The 24876-nt window shown below is 72.0% G+C and carries 17 protein-coding genes; 2 read left to right on the forward strand and 15 right to left on the reverse strand.

Annotated features, from left to right (window positions below; translation table 11 throughout):
* Positions 1-2: 2 nt before the first annotated feature.
* Entirely contained in the window at positions 3-1292 is a 1290-nt protein-coding gene (locus tag FBZ83_RS01360) for a tetratricopeptide repeat protein (RefSeq protein WP_145680736.1), read from the reverse strand.
* 166 nt (positions 1293-1458) lie between these two features.
* On the opposite strand from FBZ83_RS01360, the gene FBZ83_RS01365 reads away from it, so the two are divergent.
* Positions 1459-5049: a tetratricopeptide repeat protein gene (locus FBZ83_RS01365; protein WP_145680737.1), complete on the forward strand. Its 3591-nt coding sequence runs from the start codon at positions 1459-1461 to the stop codon at positions 5047-5049.
* 226 nt (positions 5050-5275) lie between these two features.
* Positions 5276-5458, forward strand: a complete 183-nt coding sequence (locus FBZ83_RS01370) for a YdcH family protein (RefSeq protein WP_040134215.1) — start codon at positions 5276-5278, stop codon at positions 5456-5458.
* Between the two features lie 94 nt (positions 5459-5552).
* On the opposite strand, the gene FBZ83_RS01375 is transcribed toward FBZ83_RS01370, so the two are convergent.
* The 14 genes from FBZ83_RS01375 to FBZ83_RS01445 form a co-directional block, all read right to left on the reverse strand.
* Complete coding sequence (locus FBZ83_RS01375) at positions 5553-11519, reverse strand: tetratricopeptide repeat protein (RefSeq protein WP_247888089.1); 5967 nt, start codon at positions 11517-11519, stop codon at positions 5553-5555.
* Positions 11516-11941 carry a flagellar biosynthesis repressor FlbT gene (locus tag FBZ83_RS01385; RefSeq protein WP_145680738.1) on the reverse strand — a complete coding sequence of 142 codons (426 nt, stop codon included), beginning with the start codon at positions 11939-11941 and terminating at the stop codon, positions 11516-11518. The genes FBZ83_RS01375 and FBZ83_RS01385 overlap by 4 nt, the downstream gene beginning before the upstream one ends.
* A gap of 131 nt (positions 11942-12072) precedes the next feature.
* Entirely contained in the window at positions 12073-13938 is a 1866-nt protein-coding gene (locus FBZ83_RS01390) for a flagellin (protein ID WP_145680739.1), read from the reverse strand.
* Between the two features lie 142 nt (positions 13939-14080).
* Entirely contained in the window at positions 14081-15205 is a 1125-nt protein-coding gene (locus FBZ83_RS01395) for a ketoacyl-ACP synthase III (protein ID WP_145680740.1), read from the reverse strand.
* A gap of 16 nt (positions 15206-15221) precedes the next feature.
* The gene (locus FBZ83_RS01400) at positions 15222-15953 is read right to left on the reverse strand and encodes an SDR family NAD(P)-dependent oxidoreductase (protein ID WP_145680741.1); all 732 of its coding nucleotides are present in this window, start codon (positions 15951-15953) and stop codon (positions 15222-15224) included.
* Positions 15950-17170 carry an ANL family adenylate-forming protein gene (locus FBZ83_RS01405; RefSeq protein WP_145680742.1) on the reverse strand — a complete coding sequence of 407 codons (1221 nt, stop codon included), beginning with the start codon at positions 17168-17170 and terminating at the stop codon, positions 15950-15952. The genes FBZ83_RS01400 and FBZ83_RS01405 overlap by 4 nt, the downstream gene beginning before the upstream one ends.
* A complete protein-coding gene (locus FBZ83_RS01410; protein WP_145680743.1) occupies positions 17167-17445 on the reverse strand; it encodes an acyl carrier protein in 279 nt (92 codons plus the stop codon). The genes FBZ83_RS01405 and FBZ83_RS01410 overlap by 4 nt, the downstream gene beginning before the upstream one ends.
* A 13-nt stretch (positions 17446-17458) precedes the next feature.
* The gene (locus FBZ83_RS01415; RefSeq protein ID WP_145680744.1) at positions 17459-18277 is read right to left on the reverse strand and encodes an alpha/beta fold hydrolase; all 819 of its coding nucleotides are present in this window, start codon (positions 18275-18277) and stop codon (positions 17459-17461) included.
* 7 nt (positions 18278-18284) lie between these two features.
* Positions 18285-18518 (reverse strand): acyl carrier protein, encoded by a 234-nt coding sequence (locus tag FBZ83_RS01420; RefSeq protein WP_145672226.1) that lies wholly within the window; start codon positions 18516-18518, stop codon positions 18285-18287.
* 15 nt (positions 18519-18533) lie between these two features.
* Positions 18534-19292: a cytidylyltransferase domain-containing protein gene (locus FBZ83_RS01425; RefSeq protein ID WP_145680745.1), complete on the reverse strand. Its 759-nt coding sequence runs from the start codon at positions 19290-19292 to the stop codon at positions 18534-18536.
* The gene (pseI, locus tag FBZ83_RS01430; protein WP_145680746.1) at positions 19293-20342 is read right to left on the reverse strand and encodes a pseudaminic acid synthase; all 1050 of its coding nucleotides are present in this window, start codon (positions 20340-20342) and stop codon (positions 19293-19295) included.
* Between the two features lie 30 nt (positions 20343-20372).
* Positions 20373-21992, reverse strand: coding sequence for a glycosyltransferase (locus FBZ83_RS01435; RefSeq protein ID WP_145680747.1), 1620 nt, complete (start codon positions 21990-21992; stop codon positions 20373-20375).
* A 65-nt stretch (positions 21993-22057) separates the two neighbouring features.
* Positions 22058-24007, reverse strand: coding sequence for a tetratricopeptide repeat protein (locus tag FBZ83_RS01440; RefSeq protein ID WP_145680748.1), 1950 nt, complete (start codon positions 24005-24007; stop codon positions 22058-22060).
* 14 nt (positions 24008-24021) lie between these two features.
* Complete coding sequence (locus FBZ83_RS01445) at positions 24022-24729, reverse strand: sugar phosphate nucleotidyltransferase (RefSeq protein WP_247874697.1); 708 nt, start codon at positions 24727-24729, stop codon at positions 24022-24024.
* Between the last annotated feature and the right edge of the window lie 147 nt (positions 24730-24876).

The following is a 24876-nucleotide window of genomic DNA, read 5'->3' on the forward strand; positions in this document are numbered from 1 at the left end:
CGTCAGGGCCGCGCCGCCAACACCACCAGCCCGGCCACCGGCGCGCCGCTCTCGTGGCGCAGCGTGTCCGGGGCGAAGCGTAGGACGATCAGACCCGCGGCGGTCAGGACGTCCCGCACATGGCCCTCCGTGTGGGCGTAGCGGCCGTGCGGGCCGACCCGCCAGGGCGCTTCGCCCTCCTCCAGCCGCTCCACCGTAAAGGCCAGCCGCCCCCCCGAACGCATCGCCGCGGCCGCCCGTGCCAACACCCCGTCCAGAGCACCGAAATAGCAGAGCACGTCCGCGGCCACGATCAGGTCGAAGGAGGCCGGGCGGGCGTCCAGGAAGGCGCCGAGTTCCGCCTCCTCCAGCGCGTCGTACAGGCCGCGGGCGGCGGCGCGCTCCAGCATGCCCGGCGACAGGTCCACCCCGATCAGACTCCGCGCCGCGCCGCGCAGGAAGGGACCGCACAGGCCGGTGCCGCAACCGGCGTCCAGCACGTCCAGAGCCCCGTCCGCCATGATCCCGGCATCGGTCACCGCCTCGGCGAGCAGCGCCGGGGCGCGGTAGCCCAGCTCGCCCAGCAGCTTGTCGTCGAATTCCCCGGCGAACAGGTCGAACACCTGCCGGACATAGGCGTCGGACGCCCGCTCCCCGGCGTCCAGCCCGGCGATGGCGGCGCCGATGTGGCGGGCCACCGGATGGTCGGGATGATCGCGCAGCCACAGCCGGGCGAAGCGCGCCGCCTCCTCGTTCCGCCCCGCCTCGTGAAGCAGGTAGAGGGCTCCGGACAGGTTGTCGTGCGCTTCGTCCCAGTCGGGCCGCAAGGCCAGAGCCCGGCGGTAGGCCATGGCGGACTCGGTCAGCCGGTCGCCGTCGCGCAGCAGGTTGGCGAAATTGTTGAACGCCTCGGCATAGGCCGGTTCCTCGGCCAACGCCCGGCGGAAATGCCGCTCGGCCGGCGCCGCGTCGCCCGCCGCCTTCAGGGCCGAGGCCAGATTGTAATGGACCAGCGGGTGGTCGAGGCCGCAGGCCAGCGCCTCGCGATAGGCTGCCACCGCCTCCTCCGCGCGGCCCAGCGCGCGCAGCACGTTGCCCAGGTTGTTGTGCGCCTCCGCGAAGCGCGGGTTCAGTCCCAACGTGCGGCGGTAGGCGGCCTCCGCCTCCACGGCCAGCCCCTCGGCGGCCATGGCGTTGGCCTCCGCGTAGAGTCGCATGGCCTGAGCGGCCAGACCGCCGAGCCTCCCCGCGCCACGGGCGAGCAGGCCCGGACGCGGCGACGGGGGGCGGGGCGGATCGCTCGGCTCGGACACGGAACGGCTCCTGAATGGGGCGTGGGCTGACAGCATCTTTCTAACAGCATCTTTACCGGGAACCGGTGAACATGGCACTCCCTTCCGGCAACAGTCCGGCGGCAACAGGCCGTCGGCAGGCCCAGCAACCCGGGGCCGGATCGGGCAGACGGAAAAGGCGAACCCCATGACCCAGCCCACCGACCAGGATTCGCCGACGACGCCCGACGCCCTCGCCGCCCGGCTCGGCCGCGCCGTCGACCACCATCGGGCGGGCCGGCTGGCCGATGCGGAGCGCGACTACCGCGCCGTCCTGGCGGCCGACCCGCGCCACCCCGACGCGCTGCACCTGCTGGGCGTGCTGGCGCTCCAGGCCGGGCATCCCGGCCCCGCCGTCGAGCTGATCGAAGAGGCCATCCGGCAGGCCGGCGGAATCGCCGACTACCACGACAATCTGGGAAGCGCGCTCGCCGCGCTGGACCGCCACGCCGAGGCGGCGCAGGCCCACCGCATGGCCGCCGCGCTGAATCCGCTGTCGGCCCGGCCGCGCCACAATCTGGGCAACGCCTTCCAGGCGCAGGCTCTGCCCGGGCTGGCGGCGCTGGCCTTCACCACGGCGGTGGAGCTTGAGCCGGGTTACGCGAAGGCCTGGTACAATCTCGGCAATGCGCTGCGCGCCCAGAAACGCCTGGGCGATGCCGTGCGCGCCTTCGCCCGCGCCGCGGTGCTGGCCCCCGCGATGGCCGAGGCCCACACCAACCTCAGCGACGCGCTGAGCGCCGCCGGGCGGCCCGACGAGGCGCTGGCCCAGGCCCGCGCCGCGCTGCGGCTGCGGCCGGACGATCCGAAGGCCCACCACAATCTCGGGGCCGCCCTGCAGCGCAAGGGCGCCTACGAGAGCGCGGAGATCGCCTACCGCGAGGCGCTGAAGCGCGCTCCCGACAGCCTGACGACGCTGATCGACCTGGGGGGCGTTCTGCTGACGCTGGGGCGCCCCGCACCGGCCGAGCAGTGCTTCCGCAAGGCGCTGAGCCGGGACCCCCACGCCGTGGAGGCCATCCATAACCTCGGCAAGGCGTTGCAGGCCCAGGGGCATTACACCAAGGCGGAGGCCTGCTACGAGGAGGCGCTGGCCCACGCCCCCAACCTCGCCGCCGCCAGCGACAGCCTCGCCATCATCGCTCTTCTGCACGGCCGGCTGGAGCGCGGCTGGGAGGGCCACGAGCGGCGTTTCGCCGCCGGCCGGGCCCGGCCGGACCGGCGGATCGACGCGCCGCGGTGGCGGGGCGAGGGGCTGCGCCGGCGCCGCCTGCTGGTCTGGCGGGAGCAGGGAGTGGGCGACGAGATCCTGTTCGCCTCCTGCTACGGCGATGTCATCGCCTGGGGCGGCGGGCCGGTGACCATCGAGACCGACCCGCGGCTGGTCAGCCTGTTCGCACGCTCCTTCCCGCGCGCGACGGTGCGGGCGGAGACCATCGATGCCGATGGACGGGAGACGGCGGTTCCCCTGGATGCCGACCTCCAGATTCCGGCGGGCAGCCTGCCCGGCCTGCTCCGGGGAACGCTGGCCGCCTTCGACCAGTTCGACGCGTGGCTGAAGCCCGATCCGGTCCGCACGGCCCTCTGGCGGGAGCGGCTGGACGCGCTGGCGCCGGGGCTGAGGGTCGGTGTCGCCTGGCGCAGCCATCGGACCACGCCCGAGCACAAGGGCGCCTACACCACGCTGGACCAATGGGCGCCCCTGTTCGCCCTGACCGGGGTGGTGTTCGTCAACCTTCAGTACGGCGACTGCGCCGAGGAGATCGCCGCGGCGGAGGCGCTCTTCGGCGTGACCATCCACCGCTGGGACGATCTTGACCTCAAGGACGATTTCGAGGGCGCGGCGGCGCTGACCGCCAACCTGGATCTCGTCATCACCCCGGCGACGGCGGCGGGCGAACTGGCCGGCGCCCTCGGCGTGCCGGTCTGGCGCTTCGGACACCGGAGCTGGAGTCAGCTCGGCACCGCGGTGCGCCCCTGGTTCCCGGCGATGCGCCTGTTCGAGCCGCGCCCCGGCGAGACCTTCGACCATGTCCTGACCGGCATGGCGGATCGCCTCGCCGCGTTGCGCCCCGCCCCGGCACGCCCGGCCGCGCCACCTCCGCTGCCACCGGTGACGGTGCCGACCACTCCGCCGGCCGATCCGGACGCCGTGCTGAACGACGCCATCGCCCTGCACCGCTCCGGGCGGTTGGACGCGGCCATGACGGCCTACCGCGCGGTCCTCGACCTGGAGCCACGGCACAGCGACGCGCTCCACCTTCTCGGCCTGATCCAGCATCAGCTCGGTCATCACGCCGAGGCGGAGGAGCACATCGCGGCAGCGCTCCGGATCGATCCCGAGTTTCCCACGGCCTGGAACCATCTCGGCCTCGTCCGGCAGACCCTGGACCGCCCCGAGCAAGCCCACGCCTGTTTCAGCCGCGCCATCGCGCTGCGTCCGGACTTCCCCGAGGCGATGACCCACATGGGGCTCAGCCTGAAACAGCCGGACCGGCTGGACGAAGCCAAGCGCTGGCACCGCCGGTCGATCCGCCTTGCCCCGGCCAACCCGGCTGCCCACACCAACCTCGGCTATGCGTGCGAGGTCGAAGGGCGCTTCGAGGCTGCGGCGGGCCATTACCGGCGGGCGCTGACCCTGCGGCCGGACTCCGCCGACACCCTGAACAACCTGGGCACGCTGGCCAAGATGGCGGACCGGCCGGCCCTCTGCCGGCATTTCCTCGACCGCGCCCTGCGGGTGTCCCCCGGCCTCCCCCTCGCCGCCTGGAACGTCGGACTTCTCGCCTTGGCGGACGGCGACCTCGCCACCGGCTGGGCCGGCTATGAGCGCCGCTTCTCCGCCCGCCAGCTTCAGCGGGCGCGCCGCATCGCGCTCCCGGTGTGGACCGGCGAGCCTCTGCGCGGGCGCCGCCTGCTGGTCTGGCCGGAGCAGGGGCTGGGCGATGAAATCCTGTTCGCCTCCGTCTTCGGCGATCTGAAGGACAGCGGCGGGACGGTGGTTCTGGAATGCGACCCGCGTCTGGTCACCCTGTACGCCCGCGCCTTCCCCTGGGCAACCGTGCGGGCGGAGTCCGTCGCCCCCGACGGGCGGGAGCGGTTCGACCCGCCGGACTGCGACCTGCAGATCGCCGCCGGCTCCCTGCCAGCTCTGCGGCGAGACCGGCTGGAGCGTTTCCCGCCCCGCCCCGCCTTCCTGACCGCCGATCCGGAGCGGGCCGCCGTCTGGCGGGCGCGGGTGGAGGCGCTCGGCCCCGGCCTGAAGGTCGGCATCAGCTGGCGCAGCCAGATCGTGACGGCGCACCGCGAGGGCGCCTACACCCGCATCACCGACTGGCTGCCGCTGCTGGAGGTGCCGGGAGTCCACGTCGTCAACCTGCAATATGGGGACTGCGCCGCCGAATTGGCCTCCATCGAGCCTAGGGGCGTCCGGCGCGTCCATCGCTGGGACGATCTGGACCTCAAGAACGACCTGGAGGGGGTGGCGGCCCTGATGGCGGCGCTCGACCTCGTCATCCTGCCCGCGACCGCCGCCGGGGAGCTGGCGGGCGCCCTGGGCGTGCCGGTCTGGCGGCTGGGGGGCCGGGACTGGACCTGGATGGGCAGTCGGGTGCGGCCTTGGTTCCCCACCCAAAGGCTGATCGCCCCATACCCTGCCGAGACCTCCGCCGACATGATCTGCCGGATCACCGGGATGCTGGCCCGGATGGCGCCGAACCCTATCCCCGACGGGGTATGACGACGCAAGAATGCGCAGACTTTCGGTCTAATCCCGCAACGAAAGGCACGGGGCAGGCCTATGCGGCGAATTGTCCTACCCCCCCATCGTAAGGGGCGGTCATTCCCCGTCTTTGGAGTACTAGGACAAAAGTTTGGGGTTGTTTGGCAGCACGGATGGGTGAACACTATGGTTTCCGGCCTGCCGGACTTGGCAGGAGCCGGTTCGATCTGACGGAGAGCAGCCCATGCACACTGATGCTCGCCTATCTTCCCTGCAGGAAAAGCACCTGCGTCTCGACCGCGCCATCCTCGACGAGGAGAAGCGTTCGTGGCCTGACGATAGTGCCATCAAGCGGATGAAGCTTGAGAAGCTCCACCTCAAGGAAGAAATTGATCGTTTGGCCAGAACCAGTCACAGGGTGAATTAACACCCTTCCGGATCGATCCGATTCGTAAAGTCGGGGGCGGCGGACGGTTCGCTCCCGGCTTTCTTTATGCGGCGCTGTCTATACTGGGCCTTGTTCATACTGGGCGAAGCGCGGCCAGACGGCGCGCGATCGTCGGCAAGGCACCGGACGCCGCCTCTCCCGCCGGCGCCGGGATCAGCGCCATGCTCGGGAACCAGGGGCGGACGCCGGTGCCCAGCGCCGTCCAGTCGCCCCGCGGCCCGAACCGCCAGACCGGCACCCCCAGCGCCCCCGCCAATTCCCCCACCGAACTCGCCGGGGTGACGACGAGGTCGAGGGCCGTCATCAGGGCGGCCACGCCATCCAGGTCGTCCTTGAGGTCCAGATCGTCCCAGCGGTGGAGGGTCACCCCGAAGCGCCGCTCCGCCTCGGCGATCTCGGCGGCGCAGTCCCCATATTGCAGCGTGACGAAGACCACGCCGGTCAGCGCGAACACCGGCCCCCAAACGTCCAGCGGCGCGTAGGCCCCGCGGCGTTCCGCGGTCATCAGCCCGCTGCGCCACGCGATTCCCACCTTGAGGCCGGGGCCGAGCGCCGTCACCCGCTCGCGCCAGCGGGCGGCCCGCTCCGGGTCGGCGGTCAGGAAGGACGGGCGCGACGGAAAGCGCTCGAAGCGGGGCCGCAGCCAACGCGGCAACGACCCCATGGCGACGTGACGGTCGATCCCGGCGCAGGGCGCGTCCGGGTGCGCCGGAGCCGGGCGCCAAGCCGCCTGGGGAAAGGACCGCGCGAACAGCGGCACCAGCCGCCGGTCGCACTCCACAACCACCGCGGCGGCCCGCGCGACCAGTTCGTCCAGGCAACCGGCAAACATTATCTCGTCACCGATCCCCTGCTCCGCCCAGACCAGCAGGCGCAGGCCGGCGGGATCCTCTCCCTCCCAGGCGGGCACAGGGACGACACGGGCGCCGCCGGACAACTCGCGGGCGCGGAAGCGGGCGTCATAGCCGCGCCACCCCGATTCCAGCCTGCCACGGGCCAGATCCAGAAGCCCGAGGTTGAACGCCGCCGCCGGCTGCCCCGGCTCAACCGCCAGGGCGCGCCGGCACCAGCGTTCCGCCGCCGCGGAATCGCCCCGGTCGCGCAGCAGACGCCCCAGATTGCCCAGCCCATCCCCAAGGGCCGGGACCAGGGCCAGCGCACGGATCAGCGCCCGCCCGGCCTCGTCCAACCGCCCCGCCCGGCGCAGCACCACCCCCAGATTCAGCCATCCATCCGCGCGGTCCGGAGCCAGGCGCAGCGCGTGGCGGTGGCGCTCCTCGGCCAAGCCCAGCGCACCGAGCCGGGTCAGTACCGCGCCCCAATTGTCGTGCGCCTCCGCCAGCGCCGGGTCGGCCAAGGTCGCCCGGCGGTGGGCCTCGGCGGCGGCGCTCAGGTCGTGCGCCGCCTCCAGCGCGTTGCCGAGATTGGTCAGGGCCGCGGCGGCGGCCGGTTGCAAGGCGAGCGCGAGACGAAAACGGCGCACCGCCTCCGGCGCGCGGCCCAGCGCCAGCAGCACGGTTCCCAGGCTCGAGTGGGCGGCGCCGTAGGCGGGCAGCACGTCCAGCGCACGGGCGATGCGCGCCGCCCCCGCGGCGGAATCGCCGGTTTGATGCGCCAGCAACCCCGACAGGTGCAGGGCGACCGGGTGGTCCGCCTTGACCGTCAGCACCCGCTCGTACAGGGGGGCCGCCTCGGCCAGCCGGCCGTCCCGGTGGTGGGCGGCGGCGGTCTCCAACAGCCTGTCCGGATCGTCCGGACCACCCTGCGGCAATCCGCCGGGCGGTGGGTCGTCGTCCGGGGGCATGAGCCGGCGCAGCGTGTTCGCCATCCGGCCCATGACGTCGGCCAGCCCTTCGCCGGGGCGGGGCTGGAACAGGCGCATGGACGGGAACCAGGGGCGCACCCCGGTGCCGAGCTGGGTCCAGTCGCGGTGCCCGATCCGCCACACCGGCACGCCGAGGGCGCCGGCCAGTTCGCCGGTGGAGATGGCGGGGGTGATGACGAGATCCAGATTGGCGGTCAGCGCCGCCGCGCCCTCGAAATCGTCCTTGAGGTCGAGATCGTCCCAGCGGTGGATGGTCACCCCGAAGCGCGCCTCCGCCGCGGCAATCTCCGCCGCACAGTCACCGTATTGAAGATTGACGAACACCACCCCCGGCAGAGCGAACAGCGGCACGAAGGCGTCAAGCGTGACGTAGGCGGCGCGGCGCTCGCCATCCATGATCTGGCTGCGCCACGCGATGCCGACCTTCAGCCCCGGTCCCAGAGCGGCCAGCCGGTCGCGCCAGCGGTCCAGGCGTCCGGGATCGGGCACCAGCCAGGGCTGGGCCGGGAACCGCTTCCTGTCGGACCGCAGCAGCCGCGGCAGGGACGCGGCGGCAACCTGCACATCCACGTCGCGCGGCTCCACGGTCGGCGCGCGAACCGTCGCGCCGGGGAAGGAGCGCGCGAACAGCGACACCAGACGGCGGTCGCATTCGACCACCAGATGCCCGGCGCGGCGCAGCAGATCGGGATAGCAGGAGGCGAAGAGGATCTCGTCGCCGACCCCCTGCTCCCGCCAGACCAGCAGGCGGGAGGACGCGATGTTCTCGCCACGCCAGGACCGTGCCGCGACGTGGCGTTTCTGGCCGTGGAACTGGGGGGTGTCGAACCGCCACTCATGCTCCAGCCATCCGGAGCGGAGTTCTCCCTGTTCCAGCAGCAGGAGCGACAGATTGTAATGGGCGGTCGGCAACGCCGGATTGAGCCGGATGGCTTGGCGGTAGGCGTCGATGGCCTCCGCCGGGCGCTGCCGCCGCGCCCAATGCAGGGCGAGGTTGGCCTGCGCCTCGGCCATCTCCGGCGCCCGGTCGACGGCCCGGCGGTGGCAGGCCAGCGCCTCTTCGACGCGGCCGAGCCGGTCGAGCGCGCTGCCACGGTGGCTCCAGGCCGCGGCGGAGTCCGGAGCGCTCGCGGCGGCACGGCGCAGCAACCGCTCCGCCTCCGCCGGTCGGTCGGTGCGCAGGCGGAAAGCGCCGAGGCTCACCAGCGCATCGGCGTCCGACGGCGCCAGGGCGAGCGCGCGTTGGTGACTCCGCTCCGCTCCCTCTCGGTCCTCACGCTCGGCGAGCAGGTGGCCCAGATGGGCGTGCGCCACGCCGAGCTGCGGGCGGGTCCGCAGGGCCCGCCGCGCGCAGGCCTCCGCTTCGGCCCCCTCGCCCGCCCCACGCAGCAGGGCGGCGCGGTTGAGCCAATGCTCCGCCGCGTCCGGGCGGAGCAGAATGGCGTTGCGTTGCGCCGCCCGTGCGGCGTCGTGCCGCCCCAGCGCCTGCCAGGCATCGGCCAGGGCCGCGTGCGCGGCGGCGTTGCCGGGGTCGGCCGTCACGGCAAGGGCCAGCATCGCCGCCGCACCTTCGGCGTCGCCCTGGCGAAGCCGAAGGATCCCCGACAGGTGAAGGGCGACGGAATGCTCCGGCACGGCGTCCAAGACCGCGCGGCACCGGTCTTCCGCGTCCTGCAAGGCTCCGGCGCGATAACGGGCGACGGCCTCGGCGATCAGCGGTTCGACGTCCGGCGCCGCCGCGGGCGCCACGGATGGGCTGCTCGCCGCGGCCTGGACCGGCCGCGCGAGATCGCTGAGGGTCCGGGCGACGCGCGCCATGACGGTCTCCAACGTCTCGCCGGCGCGCGGTTGGAAGAGGCGCATCGACGGATACCAGGGACGAACCCCGGCGCCCAGTTGGGTCCAGTCGCGGGCGCCGATGCGCCACGCCGGAACGCCCAGAGCCCCGGCCAGTTCGCCGGTGGACACGGCCGGGGCGATGACCAGATCGAGCGCGGCGGTCAGGGCCGCGGCGCCCTCGAAATCGTCCTTGAGATTCAGATCCTCCCAGCGGTGGATGGTCACGCCGAAGCGCGCCTCCGCCGCGGCGATCTCCGCCGCGCAGTCGCCGTACTGGAGGTTGACGAGACTCACCCCGGGGATTGTGAACAGGGGGGCGAACGCCTCCAGAGTGATGTAGGCGGCCTTTCGTTCGGTCGTCATCAGCTGGCTGCGCCAGGCGATGCCGATCCTCAAGCCAGGCCCCAGGGCGGCCAGCCGCTCGCGCCACAAGGCAAGGCGTTCCGGGTCGGGCACCAGCCAGGGACCGGTCGGAAAGCGCGCCAGATCCCGACGCAGAAGGCGCGGCAAGGCACCAGCGGCGATGTGGGCGTCGCAGTCGGCCGGGACCGGCGCCTTCGCCCCGTCGGCGGCGCTGGAGTCCGCCCGGACAGTGGCCCAGGGAAAGGAGCGGGCGAACAGGCTGACCAGCCGATGGTCGCACTCCAGGACAACCTGACCGATCCGCCCCGCCGCCACGCGATCCGCCAGGGTGGGATAGCAGGAGGCGAACATGATCTCGTCCCCCACCCCCTGCTCGCGCCAGACCAGGAGACGAGGCACGGCCGCTCCGTCGTCCTGCCAGAGCGGCGCGCCGATGGCGCGCTCGGGAAGGTCCTTGGCCTTGAAGCGGTCCTGATAGGCCGGCCAGCCCTCCCGCAGATTGCCCGTCGCGAGGCTGACCAGAGCGAAGTTCAGCCGTGCCGCGGCCAAGGTGGGGTCGGTGTGCAGGGCGCGGCGCAAAGTCCGCTCCGCTTCGGCCACGCGCATCGATTGCCATTGCAGCATGCCGAGGTTGGCGTAGGCCTCCGCATGAGCGACGTCGATGGACAGGGCGCGCCGATGCGCGGCTTCCGCCTCGCCGTTCCGTCCCAGCATGTTCAGGGCAAGGCCCAGGGTGGTCAGCGCGATGGCGCTCCGTGGCGCGAGACGCACCGCGCGCCGGTGAAGGCGCAGCGCGCCCGGCCAGTCGTCGCCGTCCTTGAGGACGTTGCCAAGGTTGGTGTAGCTGTCGGGATAGTCCGGCTGGACGATCAGCGCGCGCCGGTACAGCGCGGCGGCGGCCTCGGCCCGGCGCGCGACCCGGTGGGAGTTGCCCAGATTGTTCAGCGCCTTGCCATAGTCCGGCTGGATCGTCAGGGCCCGCTGGAAGACCCGCGCGGCCTCGGCGGGCCGGTCGATGCCGTCAAGGCCGGTGCCCAGGTTGTTGAAGGCCACCGCGTCGGTGGGATGCAGCGCGAGGCAGGTCCGCAGCGCCGCCACCGCGGCGGTGTGGTCCCCCAGGTCGAGCAGGGCGACGCCGAGATTGTTCCACCCCCCCGCCAGCAACGGGTCCTTGGACAGCGCATCACGGTAACGGGCCACCGCCTCCGCCAGCCGTCCCTCCCCCTGGAGCGCGCTGCCCAGATAGAAGATCAAACGGGCGTCCTGACCGGCGTCGGCCTCCACCGCCGGAGCCAGAACCGTCACGGCGTCGGCGAAGGCGCCCCGGCCGTTCAGAAGCGTTCCCAGGGCGCGCGCCACTTCGCGGTCGGTCGGGTCGTCGGCCAAGGCGCGGCGCAGGCACAATTCCGCGTCGGCATGGCCCAGGACCCACAGCACGAGCGCCAGGCTGCGCCACGCCTCCCTATGGTCCGGCCGCGCCTGGACGACGCGGTAGAAGGCCAGGGCGGCCTCGTCGAGACGGCCGAGGCGCCGATAGAGAACCGCCAGATCGAAGCGCGTCGCCGGACGTTCGGGATCGGCGCGCAACGCCTCTTCGTAAGCCGCGACGGCGTCGCCGATCCGCTCCTGGGCCTGAAGAAGAAGACCAAGATTGCCGAGCGCCTCGGCGTAGCCGTCCTGAAGCGCGATGGCGCGGCGGTAGGCGCGGCCGGCGTCGTCCGGACGGGCCCGGTCGGCGAGGAGGTTGCCCAGGCTGTTGTAGGCCGGGGCGAAGGACGGTTCGATCGCCAGGGTCAACCGAAAGCACGCCGCGGCCCGCTCAGGCTCGCCGGCCTGATAGGCGGCGATGCCCGACAGGTGACGGGCATCGGTATGATCCGGATCGGCGGACAGGATGCGGCGGTAGAGCTGCTGCGCCTCGTCCAGATTGCCCGCCCGGTGCCGGGCGACGGCGTCGGACAGAAGCGTGTCTGCGGATTGGCCGCCCCACCCCTCGACGGCGGCGTCGGTCACGGTGCCGGATCGGCCGCCGGGCTTTCCGCCGTCCCGTCCGGGGCGTTGGACGAGGCATCACCGCCCTTGAACATCTTCCGGCAGATTTTCAGCGCGCGGTAATAATTGCGGGCCTCCACGAGCCGTTCGATCTCGTCGAGATCATCGCGGCAATCAGGACGCGCGTCGCGCGTCTCGCCCAGTATCGAGGCGAAGCGCTGCAGGTTGAGCACCGCGTCTTCTGGAAAGATATAGATAAGCTGGATGACGAAGTAGAGTTTCTTCTCGATGCAATCGATCTGCTCTTCCTTCAACACCTCGCGCCCGCGGAGAAAGTTGGCGGTGTTGTAAAGAAAGAACGAGCCGGGACGGTCACCGGCCCCGATGACCGCACCGTTGATGATGACCTTTTCATTGGGGCGGAGAACGAACTTCAGAGGCATGAAACGGACCCGGTCCTTGTCTCGGCGGCGCGCGGAAGCGAAAAGCGCTTGCCGGAAAGCGCCGCACAAATGAAACGGGCGGCGGCTCGCGCCGCCGCCCGCCGGGCGTAATCCTACCCGAACTCTCAGGCTTAGAACAGACGCAGGATCGACTGCTGCGACTGGTTGGCCAGCGAGAGGGCGATGGTTCCGAGCTGCTGACGGGTCTGCAGCATCAGCAGGTTGGCGCCTTCCTCGTTCTGGTCGGCCAGCGTCAGCTTGCTCGCGCCTTCCGTCAGCACGTCGCTGAACTCCTTGGTGAAGTTCTCACGGGTCGTGATGACGTTCAGGTTGGTCGACAGCGTCTGCGAAGACGACCGCAGGTTCTGCTTCGCGTAGTCGATGCTCGCGACCGCCTTGTCGATGTCGGCGCGGTCGGTCCAATCGTTCTGCGCGTAGTCCAGACGCAGGCCCTGGCCGCTGGTGGTCAGGTTCTGGGCCTTCACCGTGATCGCGTTGGTGTTGCGCTCGTTGAGCTGCACCGTCAGATCGTTCGAGGTGTTGGCGTCGGTCACCTGCACCGAGACCAGGTTGGCCGCGGAGTTGGCCGCCGCCGCCTGCTTGATGTTCTTCTGGTCGACGTTGAAGCGCACCGTGCCGGTGTCGAACGCGTAGGCGTTCTCGCCGTCCGCCAGCTTGCCCTCGCCGCGCTTGGACATGCCGTCGCGGGTCACCGTGGCGCCGCTCAGGTTGCTGACCTGGATCTGGATGTCGACCTTCTTCTCGATGGTCGAGATGCCGTTGCCGTTGTTGGCGGCCTGCTCCAGAAGGTTGCGGTCCACCGTGAAGGACACGATGGTGCCCGACGCGAAGCTCTCGGAGATGCGCTTGGTCAGGGCGTTCTCGGACGTCGCCTTGACGGTCATCTCGCGAGCGGCGTTGGTCGTCGTCGCGCCCGACAGCGTGATCGTGCCGGTGGCGTTGGACGTGACGGTCTGGACGTCCTTGCCGCTGAGGCGGCCGTTGGCGCCCAGCGCGTTGTTGATCGACGCCTTCAGCTGGTTGGCGATGTTGACGCGGGCGGTCTGGCCCGTCGCCACGTCGCCGGCGGTGGCGGTGTAGGTGAAGGTCTGGTCTTCGACGGTGATGGTGAAGCTGTCGCCGGCCTCGATCGTGCCACCCATCGACACCTGGGTGATCTGCGCGGTGCCCGACTTGGCCGCGGTCGTCGTGTTGGCGGCGATCGTCTGGCTGTTGTCGAAGTAGGTGATCGTGCGCGACTCGTTGCCGTCCGTGACGATGAACGACCGCTCGCGGCCCTTGGCGCCGCGGACTTCGATCTGCACGTCGGAGAAGCTGCCCGCCGACGTCGACATCGTGCCGGAGAGCTTCAGGCCGACCAGGCCGTGGGCCATCTCAGCGCTGTTGATCTCGCCGGCCGCGCCCTCGATCGAGCCGTCGCCCTTGACGCGCACCGTGTAGGTGTCGGTCGACACGACGTTGGTGACGCGGGCGTTCTCGATGCCCTGGATGGTGTTGACGGCGCGGCGCGATTCGCTGGTGGAGTCCAGACGCAGGCCGTTGCCGGTCAGCAGGTTCTTGCCACCGTAGGAGGAGTCACCGGCCAGCTTGTCGATCTGCTCCTTCAGCGCGTTGAACTGGCCGGAGAGCGACTTGCGGGTGGCGACGGAGCCGGCGTCGGTGCCGAGCGCGGAATAGGCGGCGGTGGTCAGGCCGCGCGCCTGCTCGATCATGTCGTCGATCGAGGTCAGGCCCTTGTCGGCGGCCTTGATGGTGCTGATGGCCTGACCCATCGTGTCCTTCAGCGCGGTCAGGTCGCCGGCGCGCTGGGTCAGGTTCTTCGCGGCGAAGAACGACGTCGGGCCATCGAGCGCCGAGTTGATCTTGTTGCCGGTCGAAAGGATGTTCTGCTTCTTCGCGATCGAGTCCTGCACGCCCTGCAGCTGCAGCAGGTTCGTGCGCATCGACGACGAGAGGGAGATGTCGCTGGTAGCCATGGAGTCACTCCTTTTGGAGGATGTCGATCCGCACGACGGTGCGCGTACGGAGAGGGACTAATTCCCTCGGGCTACCGGTAGGCAATAAATGGGCCAGATCGAATTTGCCGCCTGAGTGAGGAAAATCCTGCCTCTGGGCAAATCAGGGGCCGGCAATTTTTGCCGGGCACTCGGCAAGATTTGCCCGCTCCCCGGCACCCTTTGCCGGTTGCGCATCCGGCCCGGCAGATTCTGCCGAGCTTGCAGGGAGCGTGATCACCTCGCAGACGGCGAGCGGGCCGGCGGTCAGCGCAACGCTTCCCCACGACCAGCCGACACCGAACCCCGAGAGCAGAAGGCGCAGCGCCCCCCCGTGCAGCGCCCCACCCAATTCCGACGCCAGCGCCAGGGGGATGGACGCCGAACTGGTGTTGCCGAACCCGGCGAGCCCGACCACCGTCTGCGCGGGAGTCGCCCCGAGCTTCTGCGCGAGGTGGCGGATCATCTGGGCGTTGGCCTGATGCAGCACCAGACGGTGCACCGTCTCCATCGCCCAGCCCGCGCGCTCCAGAACCGCGCGGATGTTGCCCGGCACCTCCCGCAGGGTGAAGGCGAAGACCTGGGTGCCGTCCATGAACAGGTGCGCCGGCTCGCCCGGCCGCCGCAGCCCACCGCCGGGAACGGCGAGGTAGGGGGCACCGGCGCCGTCGCTGCCCAGCGCGAAGACCATGGGCGGCGTCGCCTCCGCCCCCGCCTCCGCCGCCTCCAGCGCCGTCGCCGTCGCGGCGTCGCCGAACAGAGGCGCCACGGCGCGGTCGTCGGGGTCGATCACGCGCGATGTCGTGTCGCCGGCGACCAGCAGCGCCCGCCGCCCGCCCGCCGCCTTCAGCATCGCCGACGCAGTCCACAGACCATGGACGTAACCCGAGCAGCCGAGCGTCAGGTCGAGCACCGCGGCGCCCTTGCCCAGCCCCAGCCGTCGGTGGAGGAGATAGCCCGAGGCCGGCAGGATATGGTCGTGGGTCTGGGTGACCATGACCAGGAGATCGACGCTGTCAGCCGCCCAGCCCAGCCGGTCGAGCAGGCGCCGCGCCGCGGCCTCGCCCAGGTCGGAGGTGCATTGGTGCGGCGGCACGAGATGGCGGGCCTCGATGCCCGTCGCCTTGGCGATCCGGCGGGCGGCGTCCTCGCCGAAACGGGCGGCCAGATCCTCCACCGTCTCGCGTCCCTCCGGAACGCAGGCGACGAGTCCGGTCAGGGCGACGCCCTCGATCACGCTGGCCACCATGGGGCGTCTCCTTCCGTCAGCCGGTGATGCCGCCGTCCACGACGATGGTCTGGCCGGTCACGAAGCCCGCCCCGTCGCCCAGCAGGAACCGCACCACCGGAACGACGTCGGCCACCGCGCCCAGCCGGCCCAGCGGGGTGCGCCGCACGATCTGGTCGCGCTGCCCGTCGGCCAGCGAGCCGGACATCTCGGTGTCGAGATAGCCGGGCGCAACGGAGTTGACGGTGACCTGGAGCCGCCCGACCTCGCGGGCCAGCGCGCGGGTCAGCCCGTCCATTCCGGCCTTCGACGCCGAATAGGCGGACAGGCCGGTGTAGCCCCGCTGCCCGATGATGGAGGAGATGTTGACGATCCGCCCCGGCCCCCGCTTGACCAGCTTGGCGCGCAGGAAGGCGCGGGCGACCTGGATGGCGCCGGTCAGGTTGACCTGGACGACCTCCTCCACGTCGATCTCCGGGAAGGTCGCCAGCACGCCCTCGCGCGCGATCCCGGCGTTGTTGACCAGCCCCCAGAGCGGCGACGCGCCGCCCCATTCCAGCGCGGCGTCCGTGAAGGCGCGCACCTGCTCCCCGTCGCCGATCCGGCAGGCCTGCCAGAACAGGTCCGGCCCGGCCAGCCGCTCCAGCGCCGCGCTCGGCGCGCGGCTGCAGGTGGAAACCCGGTAGCCCTCGGCGAGCAGCGCCTCGACGATCCCCAGCCCGAGCCCGCGGCTGCCGCCGGTGACGATGACGTGCCGTTTGCCGCTCATGCCGTTCCCTTCCGCGTCTTCTTGCCCGCCGCCCCCAGGGCGATGCTCCCGGTCATGGTCACCAGACGGGGGCGCGCCGCGGGCGGCAGGTCGGCCACGGCGGCGCGGATCGCGGCGCGCAGGGCCGTTTCCTCCACCCCCGGCGCCGGGACCACCAGGGCGGTCAGGATGTGGCCGGTCACCGGGTTGGCCGCGGCCTCGACCAGGGCGTCCCGAACGCCCGGCACGTCCAGCAGAATCTGCTCCACCACCTCCGGGGAGACCTTGACGCCACCGACATTGATCCGCCCGTCGAGCCGCCCGGCGAACAGCGCGCGGTCGCCGCGCCGTTCCACGATGTCGCCGGTGGACAGCCAGCCGCCGCCATGGCCGACCTCACGGCCAATCTGAAGGCCGAGCATCGCGCGGGGGCTGTTCACCTCCAGCACGCCATCGCGGACACGCAAACCCACCCCGTCGACACCGCCGTCGAGCCAGGCGGCGGGGAAGCCCGCCTTGCCGTCGCCCACCGCGAAGAGGGACCCGGCCTCCGTCGAAGCGTAGATGTGCCGCAGCTTCGCGGTCGGGAACCGCTCGGCCAGCCGGTCGAGCAGCGGCTGGTCGGCCACCTCGCCGCCCAGCGTGATGGCGGCCAGCGGCGGCGCGGCGCCGTCGAGCGCCAGCAGGAAGGCGCGCCAGAAGCTGGGCGTCGCGCTGATGTGGGTGACCGCGTGCGCCACGGCGAGGCGCGCCAGGTCCGCCGCCCCGGCGCCGGGCGCCGACACCAGGGTCGCCCCCGCCACCAGCGCCGTCAGGATCACCTGCAGCCCGGCGAAGGCCGCCGGCTCATAGGCCAGCAGCCAGCGCGCGTCCGGATCGGCGGCCCCACGCAGGCGCCCGCGCAGGCGCTGGAAGTCGTGCCGGACCAGCTTCGGCGTGCCGGTGGTGCCGGAGGTCTCCAGCAACACGGCGAACCCCGGTTCGCCGGGCTCGCTCGCCGCGTCCGCAGGCATGGCACGGCGCGACAGATGCAGCTCCACCCCGGCCCGCTCGGCGGCGACCAGGGCGGCGACCAGGGCCGGCACGCCTTGCGGCGGCAGGACCACCCTCCCCCCCGAGGCGCGGAACGCCGCCTCGAAGGCGTCGGCCTGCGCGGCGATCCCCGCCCAGCCGACGCAACGCTCCGCCTCGATCAGACGAAGGCCGGGATGCAGCCAGGAGGGCGGCGGCTGGCTCATGCGGACCCGGCGGGCAGGCCCGGATGGTGAAGCGTCGGACGATAGAGGGCCGCAAGCTCCCCGACCGTGTGGAACTGGACGAAGCCGGCGCGGAACGGGTCCTGGCCGGTGCGCTGCTCCAGCACCACCAGAAGGGTGGCGAGGTCGAGGGAGTCGATCGGCAGATCCCCGCCCAGGAAGCGCGTGTCCGGGCCGAGCGTCGGCAGGGATTCCCCCTTCTCGGCGGCGATGCGGGCAAGCTCTTCGGCGATCAGCGCGAACATGGAGTCGGTCATTGGGGGGAATCGGTCATTGGGGGTCGCATGCGGAAAGAAAGTCGCGGAGTGTGGCCGTGACCGGGGTAGCCGCCTCACTATGCGGCAAGTGCCCGGCCTTGTCGAAGAGATGAAGCGGTGCGCCGGGGGGCAGGCGCTCGGCGCTCGGCACCGGGATGATGCGGTCCTCCCGTCCCCACAGGAGCTGGATGGGCATCGGAAACGCCGCCCAGTCCACCGGGCCGGGCGACCGGTGCGCCTCCGCGAAGGAGCCGGCGATGATCCGTTCCAGGGCGGCGCGGCGGCGCGGATCGGCGGCCTGGGCGTGCATCACCTCGCCGACACGGCCCGCCAGCAGCCAGGGCCGCGCGAACAGCCGCGCGGCACAATCCCGCCCCTCCTCCACCGTCTCAAGCGCGGCGACCCGCCGCAGGAACTCCAGGTCGAAGTCGGGGCCGAGACCGGCGCTGGCGACCAGCGACAGGCTCGCCACCCGCCCCGGGGCCAGACGGGCCAGTTCCAGCGCGACGTAGCCGCCCATCGAATGGCCGACCGCGTGGACCCGCGGAATCTCCAGCGTGTCCAGCAGGCGCAGCAGCCAGGGCGCGAAGGCACCGACCCGGCCGTCCCCGACCTCCAGGGTCGAGGCGCCGTGCCCCGGCAGGTCGACCGCCAGGACCCGGCGGTGGGCGGCCAGAGCCGCGGCGTTGAATTGCCAAGTCAGGGAATCCCCGGCGAAACCGTGCAGCAGCAACGCCGGAACGCCGCCCCGCCCCATCGACAGATAGGAGGCGGGACCGCCCTCGATGTCGGCCCGCCCGCGGCGCGGCGAACGCTCGACCTTTGCCGTCACCGGAACGTCAGGCCGTGACGGCGATGCCGGCCAGAGCGAGCAGGTCGTCCACCGTCTTCGCCTTGACCAGCTTCTCGCCCTCCACGACGTGGCCGAGCTTCTCGTCGACCAGCGCGATGAAGCTGATGACGGCCAGCGAGTCCCAGCTGTCGATCGAGTCGAGTTCTTCAGCGCCCGTCAGGGTGCCGGCGTCCAGCTCCAGCATCTCGTCGAGCGCGAGCAGGAAATCCTTGCGGTCCATGGTGGTGTCTCCGTTTCAGTGGAGCGTGTTCTGACGCACGCTGCCGTTCAGGTCGGCCCATTCAGGGTGGTCGCGCAGGACTTTGCAACAATCCTGCCAGCCGAAGTCGGGATTTTCGGGAAGCAGCGCCCCCAGCAGGCGACGCACCAGTTCCAGATCGGCCTCCTCGTCCACGCACCAGCGCTGGTCGATGACGCTGCCGTCCTCCGGCGCCAGGGGGGCGCCGACGCGGAACCGCTCCGGGCGGCGGTAGAGGTGGGCGGTGACGTGCTCGCGCTCCGCCGGCTCGGTGGCCCCGGCGGCCGCCGTGTCCAGCGCGGCGCGGGTGAGAACCTCCGCATCCAGCCCGCGCGGGAAGCGGGTGACGTCCAGGCTGAGATAGTCGAGCGGCGGCGCCGCGTCCAGGAAGGCGCTCACCACGCGGTCCACCAGCGCCGGGTCGATCAGCGGGCAGTCAGCGGTGACCCGAACCACCACGTCCGCCCCGGCCATGGCGGCGGCCCCGGCGAAGCGCCCGAGCACGTCCTGCTCGTCACCGCGGAAGACCGTCGCGCCGAGCGCCGCCGCCAGTTCCGCCACTGGGTCGTCGGTGCCGTTCACCGTGGTCGCCAGCACCAGCGCGTCGAGCGTCCGGCAGCGCGCCAGCCGGCCCAGATGATGCGCCAGCAGCGGCTTCCCCGCCGCCTCGATCAGGACCTTGCCGGGCAGGCGGGTCGAGGTCATGCGGGCCTGCGAGATGCAGACGACGCGCGGCTTGGCCGGGTTGGTGTCCATTCAATCCTCCGGGGCCAGCATGTCCCAGCGCAGCGGCTCGCCGCGCGTCAGCGCGCGGGCGGCGCGGCGGCCGAGGACGGCGGGGAGATGCTTCGGCTCCAGGCCGAAGCCGGGACGGATGGAGCGGACGCTGGCGGCGCTCAGCGCCTCACCCGCCGCCACGTCGGCGGTGACGTAGAGGGACCGGCGGTAGTCGCGCCCGCCCGCCTCGCTTGGCTTCACCCCGTAATGGACGCGGCCCAGCGCCGCCCAGGCGGTGCGGACGGACTCGGCCATCGCCTTGAACTCCGCCGGCTCCAGCGAGAAGGCGCTGTCCACCCCGCCGTCGGCACGGGACAGGGTGAAGTGCTTCTCGATCACCACCGCACCCAAGGCCGCCGCGGCGACCGGCACCGCCGTGCCGTGGGTGTGGTCGGACAGGCCGGCATCGACACCGAAGGCCTGCGCCAGATGCGGGATGGTGCGCAGGTTGCAGTCTTCGGGCGTCGTCGGATAGCCGCTGACGCAATGGAGCAGCACGAGCGGCGCGTCGCCCGCGGCCTCCACCGCCTCGCCGATCTCGCCCAGCGTGGCGAGGCCGGTGGAGAGGATCAGCGGCTTGCCCGAGCGGGCGGCCCGGCGGATCAGCGGCAGGTCGTTCAGCTCGAAGGAGGCGATCTTGAAGGCCGGGGCGTCCAGCCGCTCCAACAGGTCCACCGCCGTCTCGTCGAAGGGGGAGCTGAAGATGGTCAGGCCGAGGGCACGGGCGCGCTCGAACAGAGGGCCGTGCCACTCCCAGGGGGTGTGGGCCTCGCGGTAGAGGTCGTGCAGGGTGCGGCCCTTCCACAGCCCGCCCTCCAGCAGGAAGCCCGGCCCGTCATGGTCGATGGTCAGGGTGTCGGCGGTGTAGGTCTGCAGCTTCACCGCGTCGGCGCCGGCCTCCTTGGCGGCATCGACCAGGGCGAGCGCCCGGTTCAGGTCGCCCTTGTGGTTGCCCGACATCTCGGCGATCAGGTAGGGCGGATGGCCGGGGCCGATGGGGCGGCCGTTGATGATGACGTCGCGCGGCACGGAGGGCGGTCTCGCTGTGGTGGTCGGGCGTCACTCTGGCACGGAAGCGGACGGCGGGTCTTCCTTTTGTGCACCCGCCTTGGCCGCGGCGCGCAAAAGGTCCCGCGCCTCCTCGCCGTAGGCCAGCAGCCGTTCGGCGCAGCGATGGCGGTCGCCGACGGTCCGGAAGCGCGTGAGCGACAGCTCAACCTGCCGCTCGCGCAGCGCGGGGTCGGCGACCAGGGCGGCGGCGCGCTCCACATAGGCGGCGGCGTCCGGCACGGGAATGCCGGTCCCCGCCACGCTCGCCACATCGCCCCAGGCCAGCGTGACCACCGGCAGCCCCTCGGCGATGGCGTAGGCGGCGCTGCCGCCGCCCCCCTGGCGGGACGGGTTGAGGTAGGCGTGGCAGCGCCGGTAAAAGGCGCGGATGTCCTTGAGATGGCCCAGGCTGCGCATCCGCGCGCCGTTGCGCGCCGCCTTCAGCCGGGCCGGCAACCGCTCGACCTCCCCGGCGAAGACGATCACGGCGCCGGGGCAGCGGTCGAGGATGGCATCGGCGAGCGCGAGGAACTCCGCAGTCACCTCCAGGTCCAGGCGGGTGCCGACCACGGCGAAGACGAAGTCCGCATCGCCGAGGTCGAGCGTGCCCCCGACTCCCGCCGTGGGGGGTGGGGAGAAGCCCAGCGTGAAGGGCCGGAATCGCTGCGCGAAGGGGCCGCGGTAGAGCGCCGGCATGGCGTCCGTGTGGTTGCCCTCCTCATAGCCGAGGACGAGATGGGCCAGCGAGATGGTCATGCCGGAGGTGGTGGGCAGGCACACCACCGGCCGCGAGCCGCTCACCGCGAAGAGGTCGCCCACCACGTTGGCCCCGCCGAAGGTGACCAGCAGGTCGGGATCGTAGCCGTCGATGGCGCCGACGATGGTTTCCAGCTTCTCCTTCGAAAACGCCCGGTCGGTGAAGGACGCCATCTTCACCTGCCGACCGAACATCGTCAGCGCGAAGACGCCCTCGTAATCGGTGACCAGCTCCGCGATCATCGGCGGAACGAACAGGTTCTCGGCCCGCAGCGGCATGGTGTTGCAGTTGATGATGGCGACGTCGAGCCCGAACGCGTCCTGGAGCCGGCTGGCGTAATCGAAGCAGTCGCGCGAGGGCTGGTGCTGGTCGTTGGTGAACTGGTTGGTCAGAACGGCCACCCGGCGGATCGGCCCGTCGCGCGGCGCATGGCGCGGCGGAACGACGCCCCAGCGCCGCGCCACCGCCCGCACCAACTCCTCGTGGAAGCGGAACAGGTCGCAGGGGCCGAAGGCGGCCAGCTTCTCCGGCGCCGACGCCGCCAGGAAGAGCTGCCGGGCCATGCACCAGTAGGTGTAGTGCATCATCTGCGGTCCGACCCGCTCGCCGCCGAGCAGCAGGTAATGGAGAATCCGTTCGTAGTGGTAGAGGTCGCCGGTGAGCTGGAACAGCACGGAGTGGAGCAGCACCGTCTCGCCGGTCGGCGGATCGCGGCGCAGCTCCTCGGCGATGGACAGGCGGGCGTCCGGGTCCAGTTCGCGGCGCATGCGCTCGCAGTGGGCCGTCAGGGTGTTGAGCCGGTCGGCGTTGAACTGGCGCTCGGCCAGCAGGGCTTTCAGCGTGGCGGCCTGGTCCCCGGCGATGTCGGACATGCTGTTCCCCCAACCGGCGCCTGTGGTGCGCCTCGCCTCCTGATAGCCCCGACGTGGTTAAGGTTTCAAGAATGCGCGGCGGTTCGCTCCGCCAGCGCCGCCGCGGCCTCGGCGGCCACCGCGGCCCAATCGCCGGGCCGGGGCTGGCGGAACAGGCGGGCGGTCGGGTACCAGGGGCTGTCGGCGCGGTCGAGCAGCCAGCGCCAGTCCGGCGCGTGGGACAGCAGCACCCACACCGGCACCCCCAGCGCTCCGGCCAGATGAGCGGGAGCGGTGCAGGAGGACACCACCAGATCGAGCGACGCCATGATCGCCGCGGTGTCGGCGAAGGCGCTGATCTCCGGCGCCAGATCGGTGAAGGAGGCCGGCATCGCCCGCCCCGCCAGCTCGTCGTGGCCGGGGCCGAGTTGCAGCCCGAAGAAGCGGCAGCCCGGCACCGCCAGCAGCGGGGCCAGCGCCGCCAGCCCCGGCGACCGCTCGCGGTCCCCGGCGAATTGCGGGTTGCCGGCCCAGACCAGCCCGACCGTGAGCCCCTCAGCGGCCAGCCGTTCCCGCCACGCCGCGACGCGCGCCGGGTCGGCGGTCAGGTAGGGCACGGCGGCGGGGATGGTCTCCAGCCGGGTGGCGAAGGCCCGCGGCAGGCTGAGCAGTGGGCACTGCCAGTCGAACGCCGGCAAGGGCTCACCGCGCGCGACGACCCGCTCCACTCCCGGCAGACCGCGGAACAGCGGCACCAGATCGGCGCCGGTCTCCAGCAGCACGCGGGCACCGCGGGCAGCGACCAGGGGGGCGTAGCGGACGAACTGGATGGCGTCGCCGCGGCCCTGCTCCTCGTGCAGCAGGATGGTCTGCCCGGCGATGTCCTCGCCGCTCCACAGCGGTTGCGGCAGGCCGCGCGGCCTGGTCGGGAAATCGGCCACGCCCCAGCGCGCCTCGTAATCCTCCCACCCTCCGATCAGGTCGCCGGCCAGCAGCCGCGCCAACGCGCGGTTCCAGCGCGCCTCGGCGCTCGACGGCTCAAGGCGGACGGCCCGGTCGTGCAGGCGCAGCGACGCCGCGACCGCCCGCCGGTCCCGCAGACGGTTCGCCAGCCCGCTCAGCGCGCTGCGGTGATCGGGCCGGAGGACCAGCGCGCGGCGCAGCGGTTCCAGGGCGCCGGGCTCGGACAGGGAGAGCGCGTGCCAGCCGTTCGCCGAGTCCGGACGCAGCCGCAGGGAACGGCGCAGCACCCTCACCACACCGTCTTCCCCGACCGCCCTTCGCTGGGCGGCGGCGAGAAGCTCCAGCGCGCCGTCATTCGCCGGGTCGAGCGCCAACGCGCCGCGCAGGGCCGCAATGGCGGCCTCCCAACGCCCCGCGTCGTAATGGGCACGGCCAAGATTGAGCCGGACCGTCGCGTCCTCCGGCAGCAGGGCCGCAGCCTGGGCCAACGCCGTCGCCGCGTCCGGCTCCCTGGTCCGCTGGAGCGCCACGCCGAGATGGTGCCAAGCCTCGCCATGGCCGGGGCGCAGCCGGACGGCGCGGCGCAGGGCCGACGCCGCCTCGCTGGTCCGTCCCGCGTAGCGCAACAGGATTCCGGCCTGGGCCATCGGCTCGGCAAGGTCGGGCTGGATGAGGGTGGTGCGGCGGTAGGCCGCCAGTGCGAGCCCGCCATCCCCCGCCTGACGCGCTGCACCCGCCAGCGGGAAGGCGAGCGCCGCCGAATCGGGGCAAAGCCGCAGGGCGGTCCGGTATTCCTCCGCGGCGGCGGCGGGGTTGCCGCGGGCCTGATGCAACGCCGCGAGGTTGGCACGGTACTCGGTCTGGCCGGGACGCAGCGCCACCGCTTGGCCCAGCAGATCGGCCGCCTGCTCCAGCCGGCCGCTCTGGGCACAGAGAAGCCCATAGAGGTGAAGGGCGTTCGGTTCGTCCGGAACGGCGTCGAGGATGCGCCCGTAGAGGGTTTCCGCCTCCTCCGTCCGCCCGGCGGTGTGGAGGTCGAGCGCGATGGCCAGCGCCTCGTCCAGCGTCGCCACGGCGCCCGCTCCGCTCAGGTCTCGCGGCCGCCGATCACGCTGGCGGCGACCGCCAGACTCTCCGGCGTGCCCATGTCGATGAAGCGGGCCTTGGCGATGTGTCCGTGCAGGGTCCCCGGCGGCATCTTGTGCAGCACGTCGCGGGTCAGCGAGCTGGCCCCGGAGGCGGCGAGGCGGTCGAGGAAGGCCGCGGAGAACAGATACACCCCGGCGTTGATGACGCCGCGCCCCGGCGCCTTGTCGAGGAACTGGCGGACCCGGCTGTCCGGCCCGACCTCGACCCGGCCGAAGCGGGCGGCGTCCTCCACCTCCACGCACAGCACCGACGCCTCCGCCCCCGACAGGCGGTGCGAGGCGACGAAGGCGCGCAGGTCGGCGTCGAGGAAGGTGTCGCCGCTCATCACCAGGACGGTGCCGGCCTTCAGGTCCTTGCGGATGTAGGCGAGCGCCGCGGCGGAGCCCATCTGGCTCGGCTCGATCTGGCAGACGACGTCCAGCGACCGGTTGGTGTCCCCCTGGGCCAGCCAAGCCGTCACCCGGTCGGCCAGATGGCCCAGGCACAGCACCACCCGACGCGCGCCGTAGGCCGCCAGATGGTCCAGCAGATGTCCGAGAAAGGCGCGGCCCGCGATGGGAGCCAGCACCTTGGGCGTGTCGCCCGAGACGCCCCGCATGCGCGAGCCGAGACCACCGGCAAGCAGCGTGACGTCGATGTCCGTCAAGGCTTCCTCAGGCCGCACCGTGCTTCCCCTCATGCTCCCGGCGCCTCGGCGCCGCCCCCACCCCCGCCGCATACCGCGTCGGCGGTGGATTGGTCAAACATTCGGTGGGGGTGACGGCGAACTTTCCCGGCCGACCGCCCAACGTAA

This window comes from Azospirillum brasilense, from assembly GCF_007827815.1.
GTDB lineage: Bacteria > Pseudomonadota > Alphaproteobacteria > Azospirillales > Azospirillaceae > Azospirillum > Azospirillum brasilense_C.